We start from the raw sequence: 16,156 nt of genomic DNA, 5'->3' as shown, positions 1-16,156 counted from the left end.
TCAGAGGGCCTGGACGTCGAAGGTCAGGCCCAGTTCGCGAACGTCCTCGTTGGGATCCTGTCCGGTCACCAGGGCGTAGGCGGCGCGCTCCGGGGTGAGGTAGGTGGCCATGACGCGCCGCAGATCCTCCAGCGTGACGGCCAGCAGGCGGGCCTTGTAGGCGTCCTGCACCTCGGGCGTGTACCCGGCCTGGTCGCCGAAGAAGCGCATGCGGCCGATGGTGTCCGGACTGGTCAGCGGATCGAGGAGTTTGCTGGCCGAGAGGATCGCCTCGGTCAGCTCCCGCACGCCCAGCTCGGTGTCCAAGAACGTGCGGGCGTCCCGGAAGACCTCGAAGGTGCGCTTCACGTTCGGGTCGCGGTAGGAACTCATGGTGAACACGCCCTCGCGGGTGTCGAAGCCAGCGCCGCCGCCGTACGCGCCGCCCTTCTCGCGGATCTCCTTGAGCAGGTATCCGCTACGCAGCAGGCGTGAGAGCACCAGCAGAGCGGGGCTGTCGGCATGCGTGTACGGCACGGTACGGAAGGCCACGGCGTTGAACGCCACCGGGGAGTCCGTGGTGCGCGCCTGCGGGCGGTGCGGCGCGCTCTCTGGGTGAGGAGCCCCGACCGGCGCGTCTCCGGTGAAGGCCGCCGTGATGGGCCTGAGATCGAGCGTCAGGTCGCTCTCGGTGGCGGTGAGGCACAGCACGGGCGTGCCGGTCAGCAGCAGGGCGTGTACGCGGTTCAGGCGGTCGAGCAGGGCGTCCAGGCCGCCGTCCTCGACGATCCCTTTCAGGGAAGCCAGGGCGGAGAGGCCGCTGAAGTGCTCGGTGATCGCACCCGCCGGACTGACCTGCGCCGCTGCGAGGCGTTCGGCGTAGGCGCTGCCCCCCTGCAGGATGCTGGCCTTCAGGCCGGCCAGGCGCTGCTTGAGCAGCTGTTCCAGGCGTTCACGCGTGAACACGGGCGTGGCGATCACGTCCCGCAGGACGTCCACCAGGGCCGGCGCGTTGCGCGCCAGGGCCTTGCCGCTGAAGGTCACGCTCAGGCGCAGCCCACTGAGGTCGTCCGGGCGGGTGCCCACGCCCACGCTGGCACTGATCCCGCCGGTCACGGCCTCGATGCGCCGGGCCAGGGCCACGTAGTCGTCGCCGGCCGCGCCGCCGCGCGTGACCGCGAAGGCGTACAGGGGCAGGGTGTCCAGCAGGTCTGAGGGCACGTCTGGCAACCGAACCTGCACATCCAGGTACGACAGGCCGCCGGTCGGCTGCGGCACGCGAGCCACGGTGGCCCGACCGGCCTGATCCTGCGTGTAGGCCACGCGCGGAACCTGGGGCGGCACGTCCGAGAGCGCCAGGGTGGGCAGAACATCCGGATCGCTCTCCTGCGCCTGGAGTTCCTTGAGGCGCAGGCTCTCCGCGACGATCCGACTCCGGTCTTCGTCGGTGAAGTCGGCGCTCAGGCGCGTGACCAGGGCCTGCTCGTCGGCCTCGGTGCGCTCGGCCAGCTGCGGATCCGGCGCGAGTTCCAGCGTGACGCGGTGGGGGTTGTTCAACAGCTCGCGCTCGATCATGGGCTCGAACACCCGTCCCTGGGCGAGATCGGCGCGCAGGTGCCCCAGCTCGGTCTCGAGGCGCAGGCCGGTGACGGGATCGCCGCCGTACAGCCATGGACCGAGCAGGCGGAACATGACCTGCAGGCCGTACGGATACCCGGCGTTGCTGACCTCCTTCTGCGCGATCTCGAACTGGTGCAGGCTGCTCTCGATGAGCGCGGGGTCGATGCCCCGTTCGGCGATCTCGCGCAGGGTGTCCAGCACCAGCGTCTCCACGTCCGGCGCCTTCCCGGCCGGGAGGCCCTTGAGTCCGGCGGCGAAGGCCCCCTCGCGGAAGGAATCTCGGTAGCCGCTGAGGTCGGCCAGGCCCGCGCCCAGGCCGGATTCGATCAGCGGGCGGGTCAGGGGGGCGGCGGCATTGCCGAGCAGCACGTCGCTCAGCACGCTCCAGCGCAGGTTCGCGTCGGCATCGTTGCTGCGGCCGAGCTTCCACGCCACGCTGACCTGCGCGCCGCGTTCCACGTCCGAACCGGGGTACGTGACCGTCTCCTGGCGCGGCTGCGCGAAGGCCGCCTGATCCGGGATGCTGACGTCCAGCTCGTGCCGCGTGAAGTGCGCCATGACGTGGGCTTCGATCTCGGCCAGGATGCGCTCCAGGGGCAGTTTGCCGTAGGTATAGAAAAAGGCGTTGCTGGGGTGATAGTGCGCCGCGTGGAAGGCGCGCAGGCCCTCGTAGGTCAGGTTCGGGATGTCCTGCGGGCTGCCGCCGGAGTTGTTCGCGTACGTCAGATCCGGGTACAGGGCCTTGCCGAAGGCCCGCCACATCACGGCGCCGGGGGCGGCCATGGCTCCCTTCATCTCGTTGTACACGACACCCTGGAGTTTCAGCGGGCTGGTCGGGTCGTCCGGCGTCTCGAACTCGAAGCGGTGCCCGTCCTGCCGGAAGGACTCGTAGCGCATCAGCGGGAAGAAGGTCGCGTCCAGGTACACCGAGAGCAGGTTGAAGTAGTCCTGCTCGTTGCGCGTGGCAAAGGGGTAGGTCGTCCAGTCGTTGCTGGTCATGGCGTTCATGAAGGTGTTCAGCGACCGCGGCAGCATGGCGAAGAAGGGATCGCTCACCGGGTACTGCTGGCTGCCCATCAGGACGATGTGCTCCAGGATGTGGGCCACGCCCGTGGAATCCCTGGGCACGGTGGGGAAGGTCACGCCGAAGGCGCTGTTGTCGTCGTCCCGCACGACGTGCGCGTGCCGGGCGCCCAGCTCGTGCGTGAGGAGGATCAGTGTGCCCTGCATTTCGGGCAGGGCGTCCAGACGCTGGACGGTGTACCGGCCCAGGCGGTCACCGACGCGGGGTAGGGCGGCGGAGGTGGTGGTGGTCATCCCGGAAGTCTAGTGCAGGCACCCGGCGTGAAGCGTGCCGGCGGGCGCACTGTGCTGGACACGCCCGATGCCCCGTCTGCCAGCGCACCTGCGGAACATCATGCCGTCCTCACCGGGCACGCACCCGCCGCCGCGTACACTGCGGGGCATGGTTCCCCTGCCCTCCCCGCGCCGCGCGGCGCTGGCCCTGCTGCTGGGCGCCGCCCTGGTGTCCTGCGGTCAGACGACCACGGGTTCGACCACCAGCGGCAAGGACGCCCTGTACTTCGCCGACAGTGCCGGCGGCCTGCCGCCCATCTACCTGAACGAGCCGTACACCGCGACCCTGGCGGTGGCCGGCGGGGTTGGGCCGTACTCGCTGCGGCTCGCGGCAGGCAGCCTGCCGCCGGGCGTGAAACTGGACGCCTCGCAGCGCACGCTGTCCGGGCAGCCCACCAAGGCGGGCACCTATACCTTCACGCTGGAGGCCTCGGACTCCACGCTGAGCACCAAGGCCAGCGAGTACACCCTGAACGTGCAGGAACTGCCGCCCCTGGCGATCACGCCTGGCCTGCCCAGCGGCGAGATCCGGGGCGAGACGCGCATTCCCCTGACGATCACCGCGCCGCGGGGCGCACGGGCCGCCCACCTGTCGTGGGAACTGCCGGCGAACGTGCAGGTCACCCGCGTGCAGAACGCGGACTCGGGCGGCCTGCTGTTCTGGCGGCAGGAGGGCCAGACGCTGCTGCTGGACATCGGGTTCCGCAAGGTGCCGCGCACCGGCACACGCATCGCGCTGATCAGCGTGAAGCCCGCCAAGGCCGTCACCCTGAACGCCAGCAAACTGTCGGTCGAGGCGCGCGGAGCAGACGGCGCACTGGTGGGCGCCCCGAACGCCACGCCCAGCCCAGCCAGTGCCACTCCCGACGCCACGCCCTCAACTCCGACGCCCAGCAGCACGACACCAGCACCCTCGACGCCCGCCACGCCGGATACCACCACGCCGGCGACCACGGAGCCGACGGGCACGCCCGACACGGAACCCACCACCGATCCGACCACGCCACCCATGAATCCGCCCGATCCCACGCCGCCCCCCTCGGACGGCAGCGGAGACACGCCGTGAGGGCTGCGCCGCGCACCCTGGGCCTGCGCGCCCTGACCGTGGGCACCCTGACGCTGGGCCTGATGACCGTGCCGGGAGCGGACGCGACGACCGCGCCACCGCTGACCTTCGTCCAGCAGGCGAAGAAGGCGGACGTCATCGTGCGCGCCACACTGGGCACGGCCACGACCGTTACAGAGGGCGGCATCGTCTACGCGGTCTATCCGCTGACCGTCGCCGAGACCCTGGCGGGCGACGCCGGCAGCCTGCCGCAGTCGCAGGGCCGACCGGCGCTGTACGTGCTCCAGGGACTGGCCGACCTGCCGACCCTGAGCGCCGGACAGGAGGTGGTCGTGCTGCTGTACGCCCGCCGCCTGGACAGCCCCCTGGTGGGCTTCAACCAGGGCCTGTACCCGGTCACGGGGGGGAAGGTCTCGGGCCTCAAGGACAGCGCCGGGAAGGACATCACGGAGCTGGGCGCGCTGCGTGACGCGATCCGTGCGGCGCGGGCGGCCAAATGAAACGCCTCAGATGCGCGGGCCTGCTGCTGGCGGTCACGCTGCTAGGCGCGGCCCAGGCGGCCACCATCAAGCTGCGTCCGCAGGGCGACACGCTGACGAAGGCCGTGAAGGAGGCCATCGCGGCCCTGAATACCAAGGAGTTGCCGGTCACGCTGGACACCAGCGCTGGGCCGCTGCTGTTCCTGGGGAGCAGCGGCACCAGCGGCGCACCTTTCAATCCGGACGTCGCCGCGCGGGTCGTGACGGTCGGGGGCGAACGGCGGATCGAGTTCAACCCGCAGGGCCCCCTGCCCCTGGCCGACGCTGTGCGCGCCGAACTGGCGAAGGAACTGGGCCTGAGCGCGTGGACGCCCGACGCCGCCCGCGCCCGCTTGAGCGGCGCTGACCTGAACGGCGACGGCAAGATCACCCTGGCCGACCTGGCGATCCTGATGGGCAACTACGGCAAGACGGGCGCGCTCCCCGGCGACCTGAACCAGGATCAGCGGATCGACGATGCTGACCTGAAGCTGTTCAGCACGCAGTACAAGCTGAATACCCCGGAACCGGTGCCTGCCGCTGCGCCCGCCAGCACCCCGCCCGCGACCACCACGCCTGCCACAGCGACCCCGGCCACGCCAGCGGCAACGCCCACCACGCCGACCCCCCCGACGCCTTCCAAACCCTGATCCCGGCTCCAGTGCGGAGTTCGGACGGCCTGCTACCCTGGCCGCATGACGCGCGCCGATCCGGACACCATCGACCTCCAGGATTTCCTGAAACTGACCGGACTGGTCGAGACCGGCGGTGAGGCGAAGTTCCGGGTGCAGGGCGGCGAGGTGCGGCTGAACGGCGAGGTCGAGACTCGACGGCGGCGCAAGCTGCGGCGCGGCGACATCGTGGAATATGCGGGCCAGCGTGTGAGCGTGGACTGGTGAGCGGCGCCTACGAGGCGGCCGTGCTGGACTTCCGGCAGCGCAAGGACGCGCATTTCGCGGCGGGGCGCGGGCCGGTGCGTCCAGACGCGTTCACGGGGCTCAGCTATTACCCGCCGGACGAGGCGTGGGCCTTCCAGGCGCCCCTCCAGGCCGCGCCGGACTCCACCGTGCCGTTCACGCTTGAGACGAACACCGGCGAGCCCCGCCAGATGAACGCGTTCGGCACGGTGACGGTGCCGTTCCCTGACGGCGAGCGCACACTGACGGTGTTTGCGCCGCTGGGTGAGGAGCATCCGCAGCGGGTGTTCCTGCCGTTCCGGGACGGAACCAGCGGTACCGAGACGTACGGGGCCGGACGCTACCTGGACGCCCCCCTGACCGAACAGGACGGCGAACTCCTGGTGGACGTGGATTTCAACATGGCCTACCACCCGTACTGCGCGTATGGAGAGGGCTGGACGTGTCCCCTTCCGCCGCTGCAGAACCGGCTGCCACAGGCCATCCGCGCAGGTGAGCGTTCGGCGGTAGTGGACGGCGCGTAACGAATCTGTTCGGTCAGAGCGTTGGGATTCCACCGACTCGTGCTCCTCTCCACCTCCTCGCCTGCACACACGCCACACCAGCCACACGTCCAGCCAGTGAACCCGATCCCAGGACGCGACTGTCGATCTATTGAGCCGTCCAAGCACTCGCTTCCCGGCTTCCGGCCAGCACGGCATCAGGTGCAGATGGTGTGGAGAGCTGTAAGAGAGCGTGACTTATATTGGCTTCATGCGCGCCTCCGCGACGCCTGCTATGTCGTCAGGTCTTCTGACAGACGTGGGTCGTCAGCGGCAGGGCGGGGTAAACCAGGACGCAGCCCTGGCCCTCGACCTGCCGCGTGGCGGGCTGTATGCCGTGGCGGACGGCATGGGTGGGCACGCGGCCGGAGAGCTGGCCGCGAACCTCGCCCTGGACGCCCTGAGCCAGCATTACCTCGATGCCCGCAGCTCCCCACCGATCCGGCTGGCCGAGGCCGTGCAGGCCGCGAATCTGGCCGTCCTCCGGCACGCCGTCGGGGAGTATGTGGGCATGGGCACCACACTGCTGGCCGCCCTGGTCGACCGGGGCGCGGTCACGGTCGCACACGTGGGGGATTCCCGCGCCTACCTGCTGCGGGGCGGTGAACTGTTTCGCCTGACCGAGGACCATTCCTGGGTGGCCGAGCAGGTGCGCCTGGGCCACATGACCGAGCAGGAAGCGCGCGACCACCAGTGGCGCAGCGTGGTCAGCAATGCCCTGGGCGGCGAGGAACGCGTCCGGCTGGAACTGTTCGGCTTCCCGGTCAGATCCGGGGATCGCCTGCTGCTGTGCAGCGACGGCCTGAGCGGCGTGGTGTTCGACCAGCAACTGCTGGACATGCTGTCCCGGCGCGCCGAGCCCGAGGAGACCGCGCGGGCCCTGGTCAATGCCGCGAACGATGCGGGCGGCCCGGACAACATCACGGCGGTCGTCGTGGATGTGCACCGGGACGTGCGGGTGCCCGCCTACCCGCTGCCGCAGCGGCTGGAAGAGGGGCCCACCTACGTCGACGTGCTGCTGAGCGCGCAGCGCGGCAACAGTCTGATCACCTACCTGCTGCTGATGATCGCGTACTTCACCCTGCTGGGCGTCATGCTGGTTCCGGAACACCGCGTCCTGCTGGGCCTGGTCGGCACGACGCTGCTGGTGATCGTGCTGATCGGCCAGCGCCTCTGGATGGCACGGCGGGCGGGCACGGTGCTCAACCGTCCGGCCGCGTCGCTGAACCGTGCCGCATCCAGGAGCCCGAGTTCGGCGGCCCCCAGCGCCGACCGCCCAGCCCCTGATTCCAGATCCTGAGCTCACTTCGGTTGAGGGCGTAGAGCGGGATTCCTGCCAGGAGCGTGCAGGAACAGGTTCTACAGGGCGAAATCGAGGTTCTCATTCACAGGTGCCGCCGCTGGAGGTGCCGGCAGCCGTAAGCACTCGAGACCAGCTGCGCGTTAAGAACTGCCCTCTGGGATGAGTTTCTTCTCGGTGACCGGGGTCAGGGCGGCGCTGTCCTCCTCGCCAGTCCGGATGCGGATCACGCGGTCGAGGTTCTGCACGAAGACCTTGCCATCTCCGACCTCGCCAGTGCGGGCCCCCCGCATGATCGCGTCGATTGTGACCTGCACGAAGGGTTCACTCACCCCGATCATGACCTCGACCTTGTCGTGGAATTCGATCATCACCTGCGTGCCCCGGTAGCGTTCGATGATTTCCTGCTCACCGCCATGCCCACTGACACGCGACAGGGTAATCCCGCTGACCCCGGCCTGGAACAGCGCTTCCTTGACCTGCGGAATCCGCTCGGGGCGGATCACTGCGGTGATCAGTCTCATGGTCAAAGTATGCACCGTGTGGGTTGCACTGCGAACCATTCGTGATCCCGGAGCGGTCACCTGCGCCCCGGAGCGCCTCCCAGACATTTTCCAGACACGACAACAGCCCGCCCCCGGGGATGCAGTCGGGGGCGGGTGGACGTGGAGGTTCTGGTTTACGGGTGGTGCGTGCGGGGGTCAGTCACCGCCGACGAAGACGGGGGCGCCCAGGCCGGTTTCACTGTCGGAGTAGCCCTGTTCGCTGTGGGCGCTGACATCGATCCCCACGATCTCCTGGTTGGCGGGCACGCGCAGCGGCATGACCAGTCCGACCAGCTTCAGCAGGATGAAGGTGCCCACGCCGGTCCAGATGATGCTGGCGAGCACGCCCACGATCTGGATGAGCACCTGGGTGCCCCAGGCCTTCCCGGAGCCGGTCGTGAAGGCGAACGCTCCGGTCAGGATCGCGCCGACGATCCCGGCGACCCCGTGGCAGGCGAATACGTCGAGCGCGTCATCGGCCTTCATGCGCTGCTTGAGCTGCACGGCGGCGAAGCTCGCGGCGGCGCCCAGCGCACCCACGGCGATCGACGCCATCGGGCTGACCCAGCCGCAGGCGGGCGTGATGGCGACCAGCCCGACGACCATGCCGGTGGCGGCCCCCACGGCGGTGGGCTTGCCGGAACGGACGCTTTCCAGCGCCAGCCAGGTAAGCATCGCGGCGGCCGTGGCGATCAGGGTGGTGATGAAGGCCAGGGCGGCGGACTGGTTGGCGGCCAGCGCACTCCCAGCGTTGAAGCCGAACCAGCCGAACCACAGCAGGCCCGCGCCGAGCAGGACGAAGGGCACGTTGTGCGGCACGTGCGCGGTCTTGGGGAAGCCGATGCGGGCACCCAGCACGCTCGCGGCGACCAGGCCCGAGACGCCGGCGGCGATGTGGATCACGGTGCCACCGGCGAAGTCCAGGGCGCCCAGCTTGAAGAGCCAGCCGTCGGCGTTCCAGACCCAGTGGGCCAGCGGGGCGTAGATCAGCAGGCTCCACAGCGTGCCGAACAGCACGAAGGCGCCGAAGCGCATGCGCTCGATGACCGAGCCGCTCACCAGGGCCAGGGCAATGATCGCGAACATGGCCTGGAAGGCCGCGAAGACGTAGGCGGGAATGGTGCCGCTGAGCTGTCCGGCCATGCCGCTGAACCCGGCGTTCACCAGCGGGCCGAAGAAGCCGTTGCCGCCGGAGGCGAAGGCAATCGAGTACCCGGCGACCATCCAGACGATCGTGACGATGCCGAGCGACACGACGCTCATCATCATGGTGTTCAGTACGCTCTGGGTGCGGCTCAGGCCGCCGTAGAAGAAGGCCAGGCCGGGCGTCATGAGCAGCACCAGGGCCGCTGACGCGAGCATCCAGGCGGTGTCGCCGCTGTCCATCTTGGGGGTGGCGGTCTGCGCGAAGGCCGCGCCGCCGAGCAGCAGGGCCAGGGGCAGAAGGGGTCGGGCAGATGGGAATCGGGGGGTCATCAGGTCACTGCTCCTTTCCCACGGTCAGGCGGGCGTGAGACGCGTCTCGGTGACGGGCGTCAGGGCGGCGGCGTCCTGCTCGCCGGTACGGATGCGAACCACGCGGTCGAGCGTCTGCACGAAGATCTTGCCGTCGCCGACCTCGCCGGTGCGGGCCCCGCGCACGATGGCGTCGATGGCCGCCTGCACGAAGGGTTCACTGACCGCCATGCGGACTTCGACCTTGTCGTGGAATTCCACCATGACGCGCGTGCCCCGGTAGTGCTCGACGACTTCCTGCTCGCCGCCGTGCCCGCTGACGCGCGACAGGGTGATGCCGCTGATACCGGCCTGGAACAGCGCTTCCTTGACCTGCTGGACGCGTTCGGGCCTGATGACTGCCGTGATGAGCTTCATGGCGTCTCCTTGTGCTCGTTCAATTTGCAGTAGTTGCATCCCTGCATGGCTCGAGCTTAGGGCCAGATGAGCAGGATGTCAAAACTCTGACAACCATTTGGCTAGGTTTCTTTTGACAAAATGCAGCAGATGACTGGACTGGTGCAGGGCGTACGGCCGGAACACGACAGCCGTTCACTGCGGACGTGACAGAGAGGTAGGCACAGTGTCCACAGGAGCTGGCAAAAGAGGTAGGGAGAGCCGCGCTGGCCTCTCCCCACCCCTGACGTTCAGGGCGCTACAGCGCCCGGCGGCGTCCCCCCAGCCGCGACCACATGCGGTACCCGAACACCACGACCGCCGCCAGCACCAGCACCGCCAGCACGGGCGCGAACACCGCCAGCACACTGAGCAGCAGGCTCGTGCCGTCCTCGACGGTACTCACCACCGGGTTGCCCAGGCCCGCCGTGGTGGCGGTGGCGACCGGCCGTACCGCCGCGCGCGTGGCATGCACGCCCCCCGCCACGATCAGCCCCAGCGCCATGCTCAGGGCCGGCGGGATGTCCGCCACTCCGGTATGCGACGCGAACAGAATGGCGCCGGCCGCCGCATTCACCACGCCGCCCACCAGGTGCAGGACGTGATCCACGCCGGGAATCTTGTCGCCCACGAAATCCAGTGCGCCCAGCACGCCCACACCCACCAGCACCCAGGTCGTGCTGAGCAGGTCATACGGCTGCGCGAGGTGCATCACCCCGAAGCGGTTCAGCAGGCCCACCAGCAGCAGCGGAATGAAGGCGTTCAGGCCCGCCGCACCCGAGAGTCCCAGCGAGGACAGCAGACCGGAGAGAAGTTCCATACGACCATCAGTACGCCGCCCGGCCCCCCGGCGTTGCCCCTGCGCCTTGGGCGAACCTTTACCGCCTCAGGTTCTCACCTCAACGCAGGTACGCACACAGCAGATCCACGCCCGCCCGCAGGTCGTCCACGTGCACCGCTTCCACGATGGTGTGGATGTAGCGGGTCGGCAGGCTGAGGGTCACGCTGGGCACCCCGTCGCGGCTGCGCTGGATGGCCGCGCCGTCCGTGCCGCCCAGGGCCAGCACCTCCAGCTGCGCCGGAATGCCCTGTGCATCGGCCAGATCCGCGAACTCGTCCACCAGCCAGCGGGTCGAGATCATGCTGGAATCGAACACCTTGATGCCGATCCCGCCGCCCACCCGCGTGACCGCCTCGTCCGGCGTGGAACCGGGCGTGTCGACCGCCAGCGTCACGTCCAGACCGATCCCCACCGTGGGCTGCGCCCCGTACGCCGCGACGACCGCGCCGCGCAGGCCCACTTCCTCCTGCACGCTGAACACCGCGATCAGGTCATGCCGGGGCCGCTTGCCCCGCAGCTGCCGCAGCACCTCCAGCAGCATGAACACCGACGCCCGGTCATCCATGGCCTTGCCGCACACCAGATTCCCCACCTGCCGCGCCGCCTGATCCAGCGTGACCATGTCGCCCACGCGCACGCGGCGGCGCACCTCATCGGCGCTCAGGCCCAGATCCACCACGAAATCGCGCACCTCGGGGATCTTCTTGCGTTCCTCCGGCGTGGCGATATGCACCGGGCGGCCACCCGGCGTCAGGATGCCCGGCAGCGTGCCGCCCCGCGTGTGGACGGTCACGTTCCGCGCGAAGAGGTTGCGCGTGTCGAAACCGCCCAGCGCCTGCACGCGCAGGTAGCCCTGGTCGTCGATGAAGCGCACCAGGAACCCGATCTCGTCCATGTGCGCGCTGACCATGACCCGCTCGACCTTCTCGCTTTTCTTCGGCTTGCGCGCCGCCCGGAAGGCGATCACGTTGCCCAGGGCGTCCACGCGCACCTCGTCGGCCAGGCCGTCCAGTTCCCGCAGCACGAACTCGCGTACCGCGTCCTCCTGTCCGGGCACCCCCGGCAGGTTCGAAAGGTGCATCAGGACGTCCAGCCTCAATTCTGTTGTGGGCACGCCGGTCAGGATACGGGCTTAGACACCCCCGGCGCCTCCACTACCCGGGCTGCCGTTCCGCCGGGGTGGACGCCGGTTCAGGTTTGGGGCGCAGATCCGTGCTGTTGAACTGCAGTTGTCCCTCGGCCAGCCCCGCCGTCGCCCACACCGCCACGGCGTCCGCGCCCAGCCGCACGAGCTGCTCAAGGGTCGCCGCCTCCTCGGGCCGCCAGCGGCTAAGGACCCAGTCGGCCGGATCCCAGCCCGCCGGGGGCCGCGAGATCCCCAGCTTCAGGCGCGGGAACGCCTCGTGGCCCAGCAGCCGGATGAGGTCGCGCACGCCGTTCTGCCCGCCGTGCCGACCACCCATCCGGAACCTCAGCAGGCCAAAGGGGCTGTCCAGGTCGTCCTGCACGGCCAGCAGGTCAGGGCCTTCGAGCTTGTAGAACCCCATCAGGGGCGCGACCGCCTTGCCGGAGGTGTTCATGAACGTCTGTGGCTTGACCAGCAGCACCTTTTCGCTGCCCAGGCGCACCTCGGCCAGCTCGGCATCCTTGCCCTCCTTGCGCCACGACGCCCCGGCGCGGCGGGCCACTTCGTCCACGACCAGCCAGCCCACGTTGTGCCGCGTCTGGGCGTACTGCGTGCCCGGATTGCCCAGGCCCACCACCAGCTTCACCCCGACCTCCAGATCGACCCTGGTGCCACGGCTACGCCTCCAGGCGGTCGGCCAGCACTTCCCGCCACTTCGCCTCTGTTTCGCGAACCCGGGCGTCGCCACGCGCGCGCCCGTACCCGGCCCGGAAGTCCGCGAAACGCGTGTCCGACTCCGCGAACAGCAGGCCCAGCGCGCCGCGCACGTCGGTCACGTTGCGGTCGGTGAGCGTGGCCTCCTTGGCGTCCAGCACCTCGTCCAGCGTGGCCATGATCCCGGACAGCGGCCGCAGCCACTGGAAGGCCGGATCGTTCATGACCAGCGAGTACAGCGCGAACGGCCCCTTCACCGGGCCGTGCAGGAACTCGTACTCGCCCTTGGCAAAATCGAGCAGCGCCGAATGAAAATGCCGCAGGGCGGGCACCAGGGCCGTGAGCTTCGCGCGGATCGCAGCTTCAGTCATACGGGCAGGGTAGCAAGGGCCGCCACATGTACCCGGTCTTGCTCCCTTCACCCACCGCCGCTTACCAGCCCAACGTGCCCGGCTCACCCTTGAACGGCCCGACCACATCCGCCGTGATCCAGCCACCGTAGAACCCGCCCGGCTGCGGCGTGACGACCTCGCCGCCCACCTGGCACTGATCCATGCGGCCCGCGTACACGGCCACATAGCCGGCCAGGTCGCGAAAAGCCGGGGTGGGAGAGTCGTAGCTCCAGCCGGCCGCCTCGGCACGCCGGCCACCCGCTGTGAGTGTCCAGTACGTGGCGGGTCCCTTCCACTCGCAGACGCTCCGGCCCGGCGCGGGACTCAGGACGCCGGGCAGAAAGGCCTCGGGCGGCAGGTAGTACGTGGGCGGATGGCTGGTCTCCAGCACCCGGAACGCCTCAGTCGTGTCGGCGACCGTCACGCCCCCCAGCATGACCTCGATGCGCTTGTCCACCCGTTCCAGACGCGGTGGGCGCGGGTAGTCCCACACGCTCTCCTGACCGGGGCCGGGCTTCATCGGTTTGGGCGCGGTACGGAACATGCGGCAGTGTCCCGCGTGAATCCGCCGCGTGCCGTCAGGTTGACTACGGTCACTCCCGGCTCAACGCTCCCGCCGCGGCCACGCCCCGGTGCTCCACAGGGCCCAGAGCACCAGCAGGGGCTGGAAGAACAGACGCACCAGCCGCTTCTGGTCGGTGTCCAGCCCAAACGCACTCTGATGCGACAGGTACTGTGAGATGTTCCCAGGGAAGATCGCCACGTAGAACGCCGCGAGCACCCAGCCCACCCTGCGCCGCTCGCGCGGCAGGACCAGCAACGCCACGCCCAGCCCGACCTCGACCACCCCCGACGCCAGCACCACGAAATCCTTGTTCAGCGGCAACCAGACCGGCACCTGCGCCTGGAAGTCGTCCCGCGCAAACGTCAGGTGCGACGTGCCCGCGAACACCATCGCCGAGCCCAGCAGCACGCGAGCGGCGGTCTGAACCATGGAGGTCGGGGGCGGTGAGGTCAGGGCGCGGCTCATGGGAAGGATGCTAGGCGGCTGGCCGCGAGAGCGCGTGTGCCTGGACTGCAGAGACCTTGACCAAAGTCATGGACGCGCCCCTGGTCAAGCGACACGCTGGACGCATGACCTACGTGATTTCCGGAGGATGTGCGGGCATCAAGGATGGAGCGTGTGTTCAGGTCTGCCCCTGCGACTGCATTCACGACGCGGGCGAGCAGTTCGTGATCAACCCCGACGAGTGCATCGACTGTGGCGCGTGCGCGTTAGCGTGCCCTGTGGGCGCGATCTTCCAGGAGGCTGACGTGCCCACCGACCAGCACGCGTCCATCGTCCGGAACCGGGAGTTCTTCCTCTGACTGCAGCCCTACACCCATGGCCGTGCCAGCATGAACCGGTGCCCTCCGACCGAGCCCTGACCCTGCTGCGTCTGACACCGCTTCTCCAGGGGGCCGCCATGACGATGCTCGGTGACCTGGCAAGGAATGCTCACTTCCGCTCGTACGGTCGAAATGAGACGGTATTTGCAGCGGGCGATCCGGCGGATACCCTGCACATCGTGGCGCTGGGCAGCGTCCGCCTGTACCGCACCGGTCGAAACGGGACGCGAGAACTCACCCTCAGTGTGGAAGGGTCACGGCAGGTCATTGAACCCACCGCCTTGCTGGGGGCGTCTGTCAATCACGTCGTTCACGCCCAGGCACTGGGCCAGCGCACGGATCTCCTGATCCTTCCAGGAGAGATCGTGCGGCACGCCGTCCTGCACACGCCCACACTGGGTGCGGCCGTCATGACCGTCCTGGCCCGGCGGGAGGCCGACACCGGCCACCATCTGGACTCTCTGGCGTTCAGCGGCGTGGGCTCCCGACTCGCCGCATACCTGCTGAGACACGCCCGCACGCCGCACGCTCTGCCGACGAACAGCGAGCTGGCCGCTCTGCTGGGCACGGTGCCGGAGATCGTCAGCCGCAAGCTGGGCGACTACTACCGCCTGGGATGGATTGACCTCGCACGCCGAACGGTGACCGTCACGAACGACCGTGAACTCCGGCAGCTCGCAGAGAGCGGGTAACCTTACTCGCTCTTGTCGATCACGCAGAAGCGGTTGCCATCCGGGTCGGCCAGCACGACGTAATCCGCGTCCGGTGGATAGCGCCATTCAACGCGGGTGGCGCCCAGCGCGAGCAGTCGCTCGACCTCGGCCGCCTGATCCTGCGCGTACAGGTCGAGGTGATGCCGCCGCGCCCACTCCGAGCCGACGCGGGCCAGGGCAATCTGCACGCCACTTCCCTCGGTGGGGATCAGGACGGCCCAGGTGTCGTCGGGTTCCTCGCGGGGGCGGTAGTTCAGGGCGGCCGTCCAGAACTCCACGGCGCGCCGCACGTCCTGCACGCCCCAGACGATGGAACCGATCCTCAGCATGGAGGGCAGTTTACCCGTCCAGGACATTCCGGATCGTGGTTCGGCAGATGGCGGCCAGCTCCGGGTTGCTGTGGAGGTAGTACGGCAGCGCGATCACCGATACGCTCAGCGCCCAGCCACGCCCGCGCTCCCACGTGGCGTCGTCCACGTCCACCGCGGCGCGGAAGGTCTGCCGGGAGGCGGCATCCAGCAGATTCCACGCGGGTTGGAGGTCTACGGCCGGATCGCCGAGGGTCAGGCCGCCCCAGTCGATCACGGCACTCAGGCGGCCCCCCTGCGCGAGGAGATTGCCGGGTTTCAGGTCGGCGTGCAGCCACACGGGCGGATCGTTCCAGGCAGGAGCACGCAGCGCGGCGTCCCAGGCCGCATGAACGGGCGCGATGTCGAGGAGCGCTGCACTTTCGGCGATGGCCTCGCGGGTGTCCTCCTCGCGGTCATGCAGCGTGCCGCTGCGCGACCCCTGCGGCCCGTCTCCCTCCGGTCGCGGCACGCGGCGCTGCGCGGCGATGAATCCAGCGAGATCACGTGCCAGTTCATGACCGTCCCGCACGGTGTCCAGCCCCGCGTCCACGCCCTCCAGCCAAGAGTAGACCGCCCAGGGAAAGGGGAAGCCCTGGCCGGGCACGCCCACGAACAGCGGCTCGGGCACACGCAGGGGCAGGTGAGGTGCGAGGTGGGGCAGCCACCGGGCCTCCTTCTGCACGTCGTCCACCGCCCAGCTCCGGCGGGGCAGGCGCACCACGAACTCAGTGCCCAGCCGGTACATGGCGTTATCCGTGCCGGACGACCGGACAGGACTGACGGGCAGCCCTTCCCAGTGCGGAACCTGCGCCGCGATCAGGCGCGAGACGAGCGCCGCGTCGGTCGTCACTTCATCCACGTGCATCCGGACTGGAATGTCATCCATTGACCGTCACCG

Annotated in this window: 20 protein-coding genes; 8 read left to right on the top strand and 12 right to left on the bottom strand. The window is 69.2% G+C overall.

All coding sequences use genetic code 11. The features are described from left to right. Positions 1–2,916 (bottom strand): insulinase family protein, encoded by a 2,916-nt coding sequence (locus E7T09_RS18810; RefSeq protein ID WP_136390722.1) that lies wholly within the window; start codon positions 2,914–2,916, stop codon positions 1–3. A gap of 148 nt (positions 2,917–3,064) precedes the next feature. On the opposite strand from E7T09_RS18810, the gene E7T09_RS18805 reads away from it, so the two are divergent. From E7T09_RS18805 to E7T09_RS18780, 6 genes are all read left to right on the top strand, one after another. Then, positions 3,065–4,021 (top strand): Ig domain-containing protein, encoded by a 957-nt coding sequence (locus E7T09_RS18805; RefSeq protein WP_205747049.1) that lies wholly within the window; start codon positions 3,065–3,067, stop codon positions 4,019–4,021. Then, entirely contained in the window at positions 4,018–4,521 is a 504-nt protein-coding gene (locus E7T09_RS18800; RefSeq protein WP_240741900.1) for a hypothetical protein, read from the top strand. The genes E7T09_RS18805 and E7T09_RS18800 overlap by 4 nt, the downstream gene beginning before the upstream one ends. Then, positions 4,518–5,189, top strand: a complete 672-nt coding sequence (locus E7T09_RS18795) for a hypothetical protein (RefSeq protein WP_240741899.1) — start codon at positions 4,518–4,520, stop codon at positions 5,187–5,189. Before E7T09_RS18800 ends, E7T09_RS18795 begins: the two co-directional genes overlap by 4 nt. A 45-nt stretch (positions 5,190–5,234) precedes the next feature. Next, a complete protein-coding gene (locus tag E7T09_RS18790; RefSeq protein WP_136390720.1) occupies positions 5,235–5,438 on the top strand; it encodes an RNA-binding S4 domain-containing protein in 204 nt (67 codons plus the stop codon). Then, entirely contained in the window at positions 5,435–5,980 is a 546-nt protein-coding gene (locus tag E7T09_RS18785; protein ID WP_168734941.1) for a DUF1684 domain-containing protein, read from the top strand. Before E7T09_RS18790 ends, E7T09_RS18785 begins: the two co-directional genes overlap by 4 nt. A gap of 229 nt (positions 5,981–6,209) precedes the next feature. Beyond that, on the top strand, positions 6,210–7,298 hold the full coding sequence (locus E7T09_RS18780) for a PP2C family serine/threonine-protein phosphatase (RefSeq protein WP_136390718.1): 1,089 nt from the start codon (positions 6,210–6,212) through the stop codon (positions 7,296–7,298). Positions 7,299–7,441: 143 nt separating this feature from the next. Here E7T09_RS18780 and E7T09_RS18775 read toward each other — a convergent pair whose 3' ends face one another. From E7T09_RS18775 to E7T09_RS18735, 9 genes are all read right to left on the bottom strand, one after another. Continuing rightward, on the bottom strand, positions 7,442–7,822 hold the full coding sequence (locus tag E7T09_RS18775; RefSeq protein WP_136390717.1) for a P-II family nitrogen regulator: 381 nt from the start codon (positions 7,820–7,822) through the stop codon (positions 7,442–7,444). 177 nt (positions 7,823–7,999) lie between these two features. Next, positions 8,000–9,319, bottom strand: a complete 1,320-nt coding sequence (locus E7T09_RS18770; RefSeq protein ID WP_240741898.1) for an ammonium transporter — start codon at positions 9,317–9,319, stop codon at positions 8,000–8,002. A 24-nt stretch (positions 9,320–9,343) separates the two neighbouring features. Further along, a complete protein-coding gene (locus E7T09_RS18765; protein WP_168734940.1) occupies positions 9,344–9,715 on the bottom strand; it encodes a P-II family nitrogen regulator in 372 nt (123 codons plus the stop codon). A gap of 277 nt (positions 9,716–9,992) precedes the next feature. Next, positions 9,993–10,553: a DUF4126 domain-containing protein gene (locus E7T09_RS18760; RefSeq protein WP_136390716.1), complete on the bottom strand. Its 561-nt coding sequence runs from the start codon at positions 10,551–10,553 to the stop codon at positions 9,993–9,995. Positions 10,554–10,632: 79 nt separating this feature from the next. Continuing rightward, on the bottom strand, positions 10,633–11,688 hold the full coding sequence (locus tag E7T09_RS18755) for a M42 family metallopeptidase (protein WP_240741897.1): 1,056 nt from the start codon (positions 11,686–11,688) through the stop codon (positions 10,633–10,635). Between the two features lie 40 nt (positions 11,689–11,728). Beyond that, on the bottom strand, positions 11,729–12,346 hold the full coding sequence (pth, locus tag E7T09_RS18750) for an aminoacyl-tRNA hydrolase (protein ID WP_136390715.1): 618 nt from the start codon (positions 12,344–12,346) through the stop codon (positions 11,729–11,731). Positions 12,347–12,377: 31 nt separating this feature from the next. Further along, on the bottom strand, positions 12,378–12,785 hold the full coding sequence (locus tag E7T09_RS18745; protein ID WP_136390714.1) for a hypothetical protein: 408 nt from the start codon (positions 12,783–12,785) through the stop codon (positions 12,378–12,380). A 61-nt stretch (positions 12,786–12,846) separates the two neighbouring features. Then, entirely contained in the window at positions 12,847–13,350 is a 504-nt protein-coding gene (locus tag E7T09_RS18740; protein ID WP_136390713.1) for a DUF427 domain-containing protein, read from the bottom strand. A 60-nt stretch (positions 13,351–13,410) separates the two neighbouring features. Continuing rightward, entirely contained in the window at positions 13,411–13,836 is a 426-nt protein-coding gene (locus E7T09_RS18735) for a DoxX family membrane protein (RefSeq protein WP_136390712.1), read from the bottom strand. 104 nt (positions 13,837–13,940) lie between these two features. Between E7T09_RS18735 and E7T09_RS18730 the strand changes: the two genes are divergently transcribed. Together E7T09_RS18730 and E7T09_RS18725 are read left to right on the top strand one after the other, a co-directional pair. After that, positions 13,941–14,174, top strand: coding sequence for a ferredoxin family protein (locus E7T09_RS18730; protein ID WP_136390711.1), 234 nt, complete (start codon positions 13,941–13,943; stop codon positions 14,172–14,174). A 38-nt stretch (positions 14,175–14,212) separates the two neighbouring features. After that, the gene (locus E7T09_RS18725) at positions 14,213–14,887 is read left to right on the top strand and encodes a Crp/Fnr family transcriptional regulator (protein ID WP_240741896.1); all 675 of its coding nucleotides are present in this window, start codon (positions 14,213–14,215) and stop codon (positions 14,885–14,887) included. A gap of 2 nt (positions 14,888–14,889) precedes the next feature. Here E7T09_RS18725 and E7T09_RS18720 read toward each other — a convergent pair whose 3' ends face one another. After that, complete coding sequence (locus tag E7T09_RS18720; protein WP_136390710.1) at positions 14,890–15,237, bottom strand: VOC family protein; 348 nt, start codon at positions 15,235–15,237, stop codon at positions 14,890–14,892. Positions 15,238–15,247: 10 nt separating this feature from the next. Continuing rightward, a complete protein-coding gene (locus E7T09_RS18715) occupies positions 15,248–16,144 on the bottom strand; it encodes an aminoglycoside phosphotransferase family protein (RefSeq protein ID WP_205747048.1) in 897 nt (298 codons plus the stop codon). Between the last annotated feature and the right edge of the window lie 12 nt (positions 16,145–16,156).

Source organism: Deinococcus sp. KSM4-11 (assembly GCF_004801415.1).
Taxonomy (GTDB): Bacteria; Deinococcota; Deinococci; order Deinococcales; family Deinococcaceae; genus Deinococcus.
Note: the sequence above shows the minus strand (reverse complement) of the source record. Positions and strands in the feature narration are given on the sequence as shown.

Excerpts from the sequence above, each read along its gene's own strand:
- E7T09_RS18810 (WP_136390722.1), bottom strand. The coding sequence starts at position 2,916 with ATGACCACCACCACCTCCGCCGCCCTACCCCGCGTCGGTGACCGCCTG.
- E7T09_RS18805 (WP_205747049.1), top strand. The coding sequence starts at position 3,065 with ATGGTTCCCCTGCCCTCCCCGCGCCGCGCGGCGCTGGCCCTGCTGCTG.
- E7T09_RS18795 (WP_240741899.1), top strand. The coding sequence starts at position 4,518 with ATGAAACGCCTCAGATGCGCGGGCCTGCTGCTGGCGGTCACGCTGCTA.
- E7T09_RS18790 (WP_136390720.1), top strand. The coding sequence starts at position 5,235 with ATGACGCGCGCCGATCCGGACACCATCGACCTCCAGGATTTCCTGAAA.
- E7T09_RS18780 (WP_136390718.1), top strand. The coding sequence starts at position 6,210 with ATGCGCGCCTCCGCGACGCCTGCTATGTCGTCAGGTCTTCTGACAGAC.
- E7T09_RS18775 (WP_136390717.1), bottom strand. The coding sequence starts at position 7,822 with ATGAGACTGATCACCGCAGTGATCCGCCCCGAGCGGATTCCGCAGGTC.
- E7T09_RS18770 (WP_240741898.1), bottom strand. The coding sequence starts at position 9,319 with ATGACCCCCCGATTCCCATCTGCCCGACCCCTTCTGCCCCTGGCCCTG.
- E7T09_RS18765 (WP_168734940.1), bottom strand. The coding sequence starts at position 9,715 with ATGAAGCTCATCACGGCAGTCATCAGGCCCGAACGCGTCCAGCAGGTC.
- E7T09_RS18760 (WP_136390716.1), bottom strand. The coding sequence starts at position 10,553 with ATGGAACTTCTCTCCGGTCTGCTGTCCTCGCTGGGACTCTCGGGTGCG.
- E7T09_RS18745 (WP_136390714.1), bottom strand. The coding sequence starts at position 12,785 with ATGACTGAAGCTGCGATCCGCGCGAAGCTCACGGCCCTGGTGCCCGCC.
- E7T09_RS18740 (WP_136390713.1), bottom strand. The coding sequence starts at position 13,350 with ATGTTCCGTACCGCGCCCAAACCGATGAAGCCCGGCCCCGGTCAGGAG.
- E7T09_RS18735 (WP_136390712.1), bottom strand. The coding sequence starts at position 13,836 with ATGAGCCGCGCCCTGACCTCACCGCCCCCGACCTCCATGGTTCAGACC.
- E7T09_RS18730 (WP_136390711.1), top strand. The coding sequence starts at position 13,941 with ATGACCTACGTGATTTCCGGAGGATGTGCGGGCATCAAGGATGGAGCG.
- E7T09_RS18720 (WP_136390710.1), bottom strand. The coding sequence starts at position 15,237 with ATGCTGAGGATCGGTTCCATCGTCTGGGGCGTGCAGGACGTGCGGCGC.
- E7T09_RS18715 (WP_205747048.1), bottom strand. The coding sequence starts at position 16,144 with ATGGATGACATTCCAGTCCGGATGCACGTGGATGAAGTGACGACCGAC.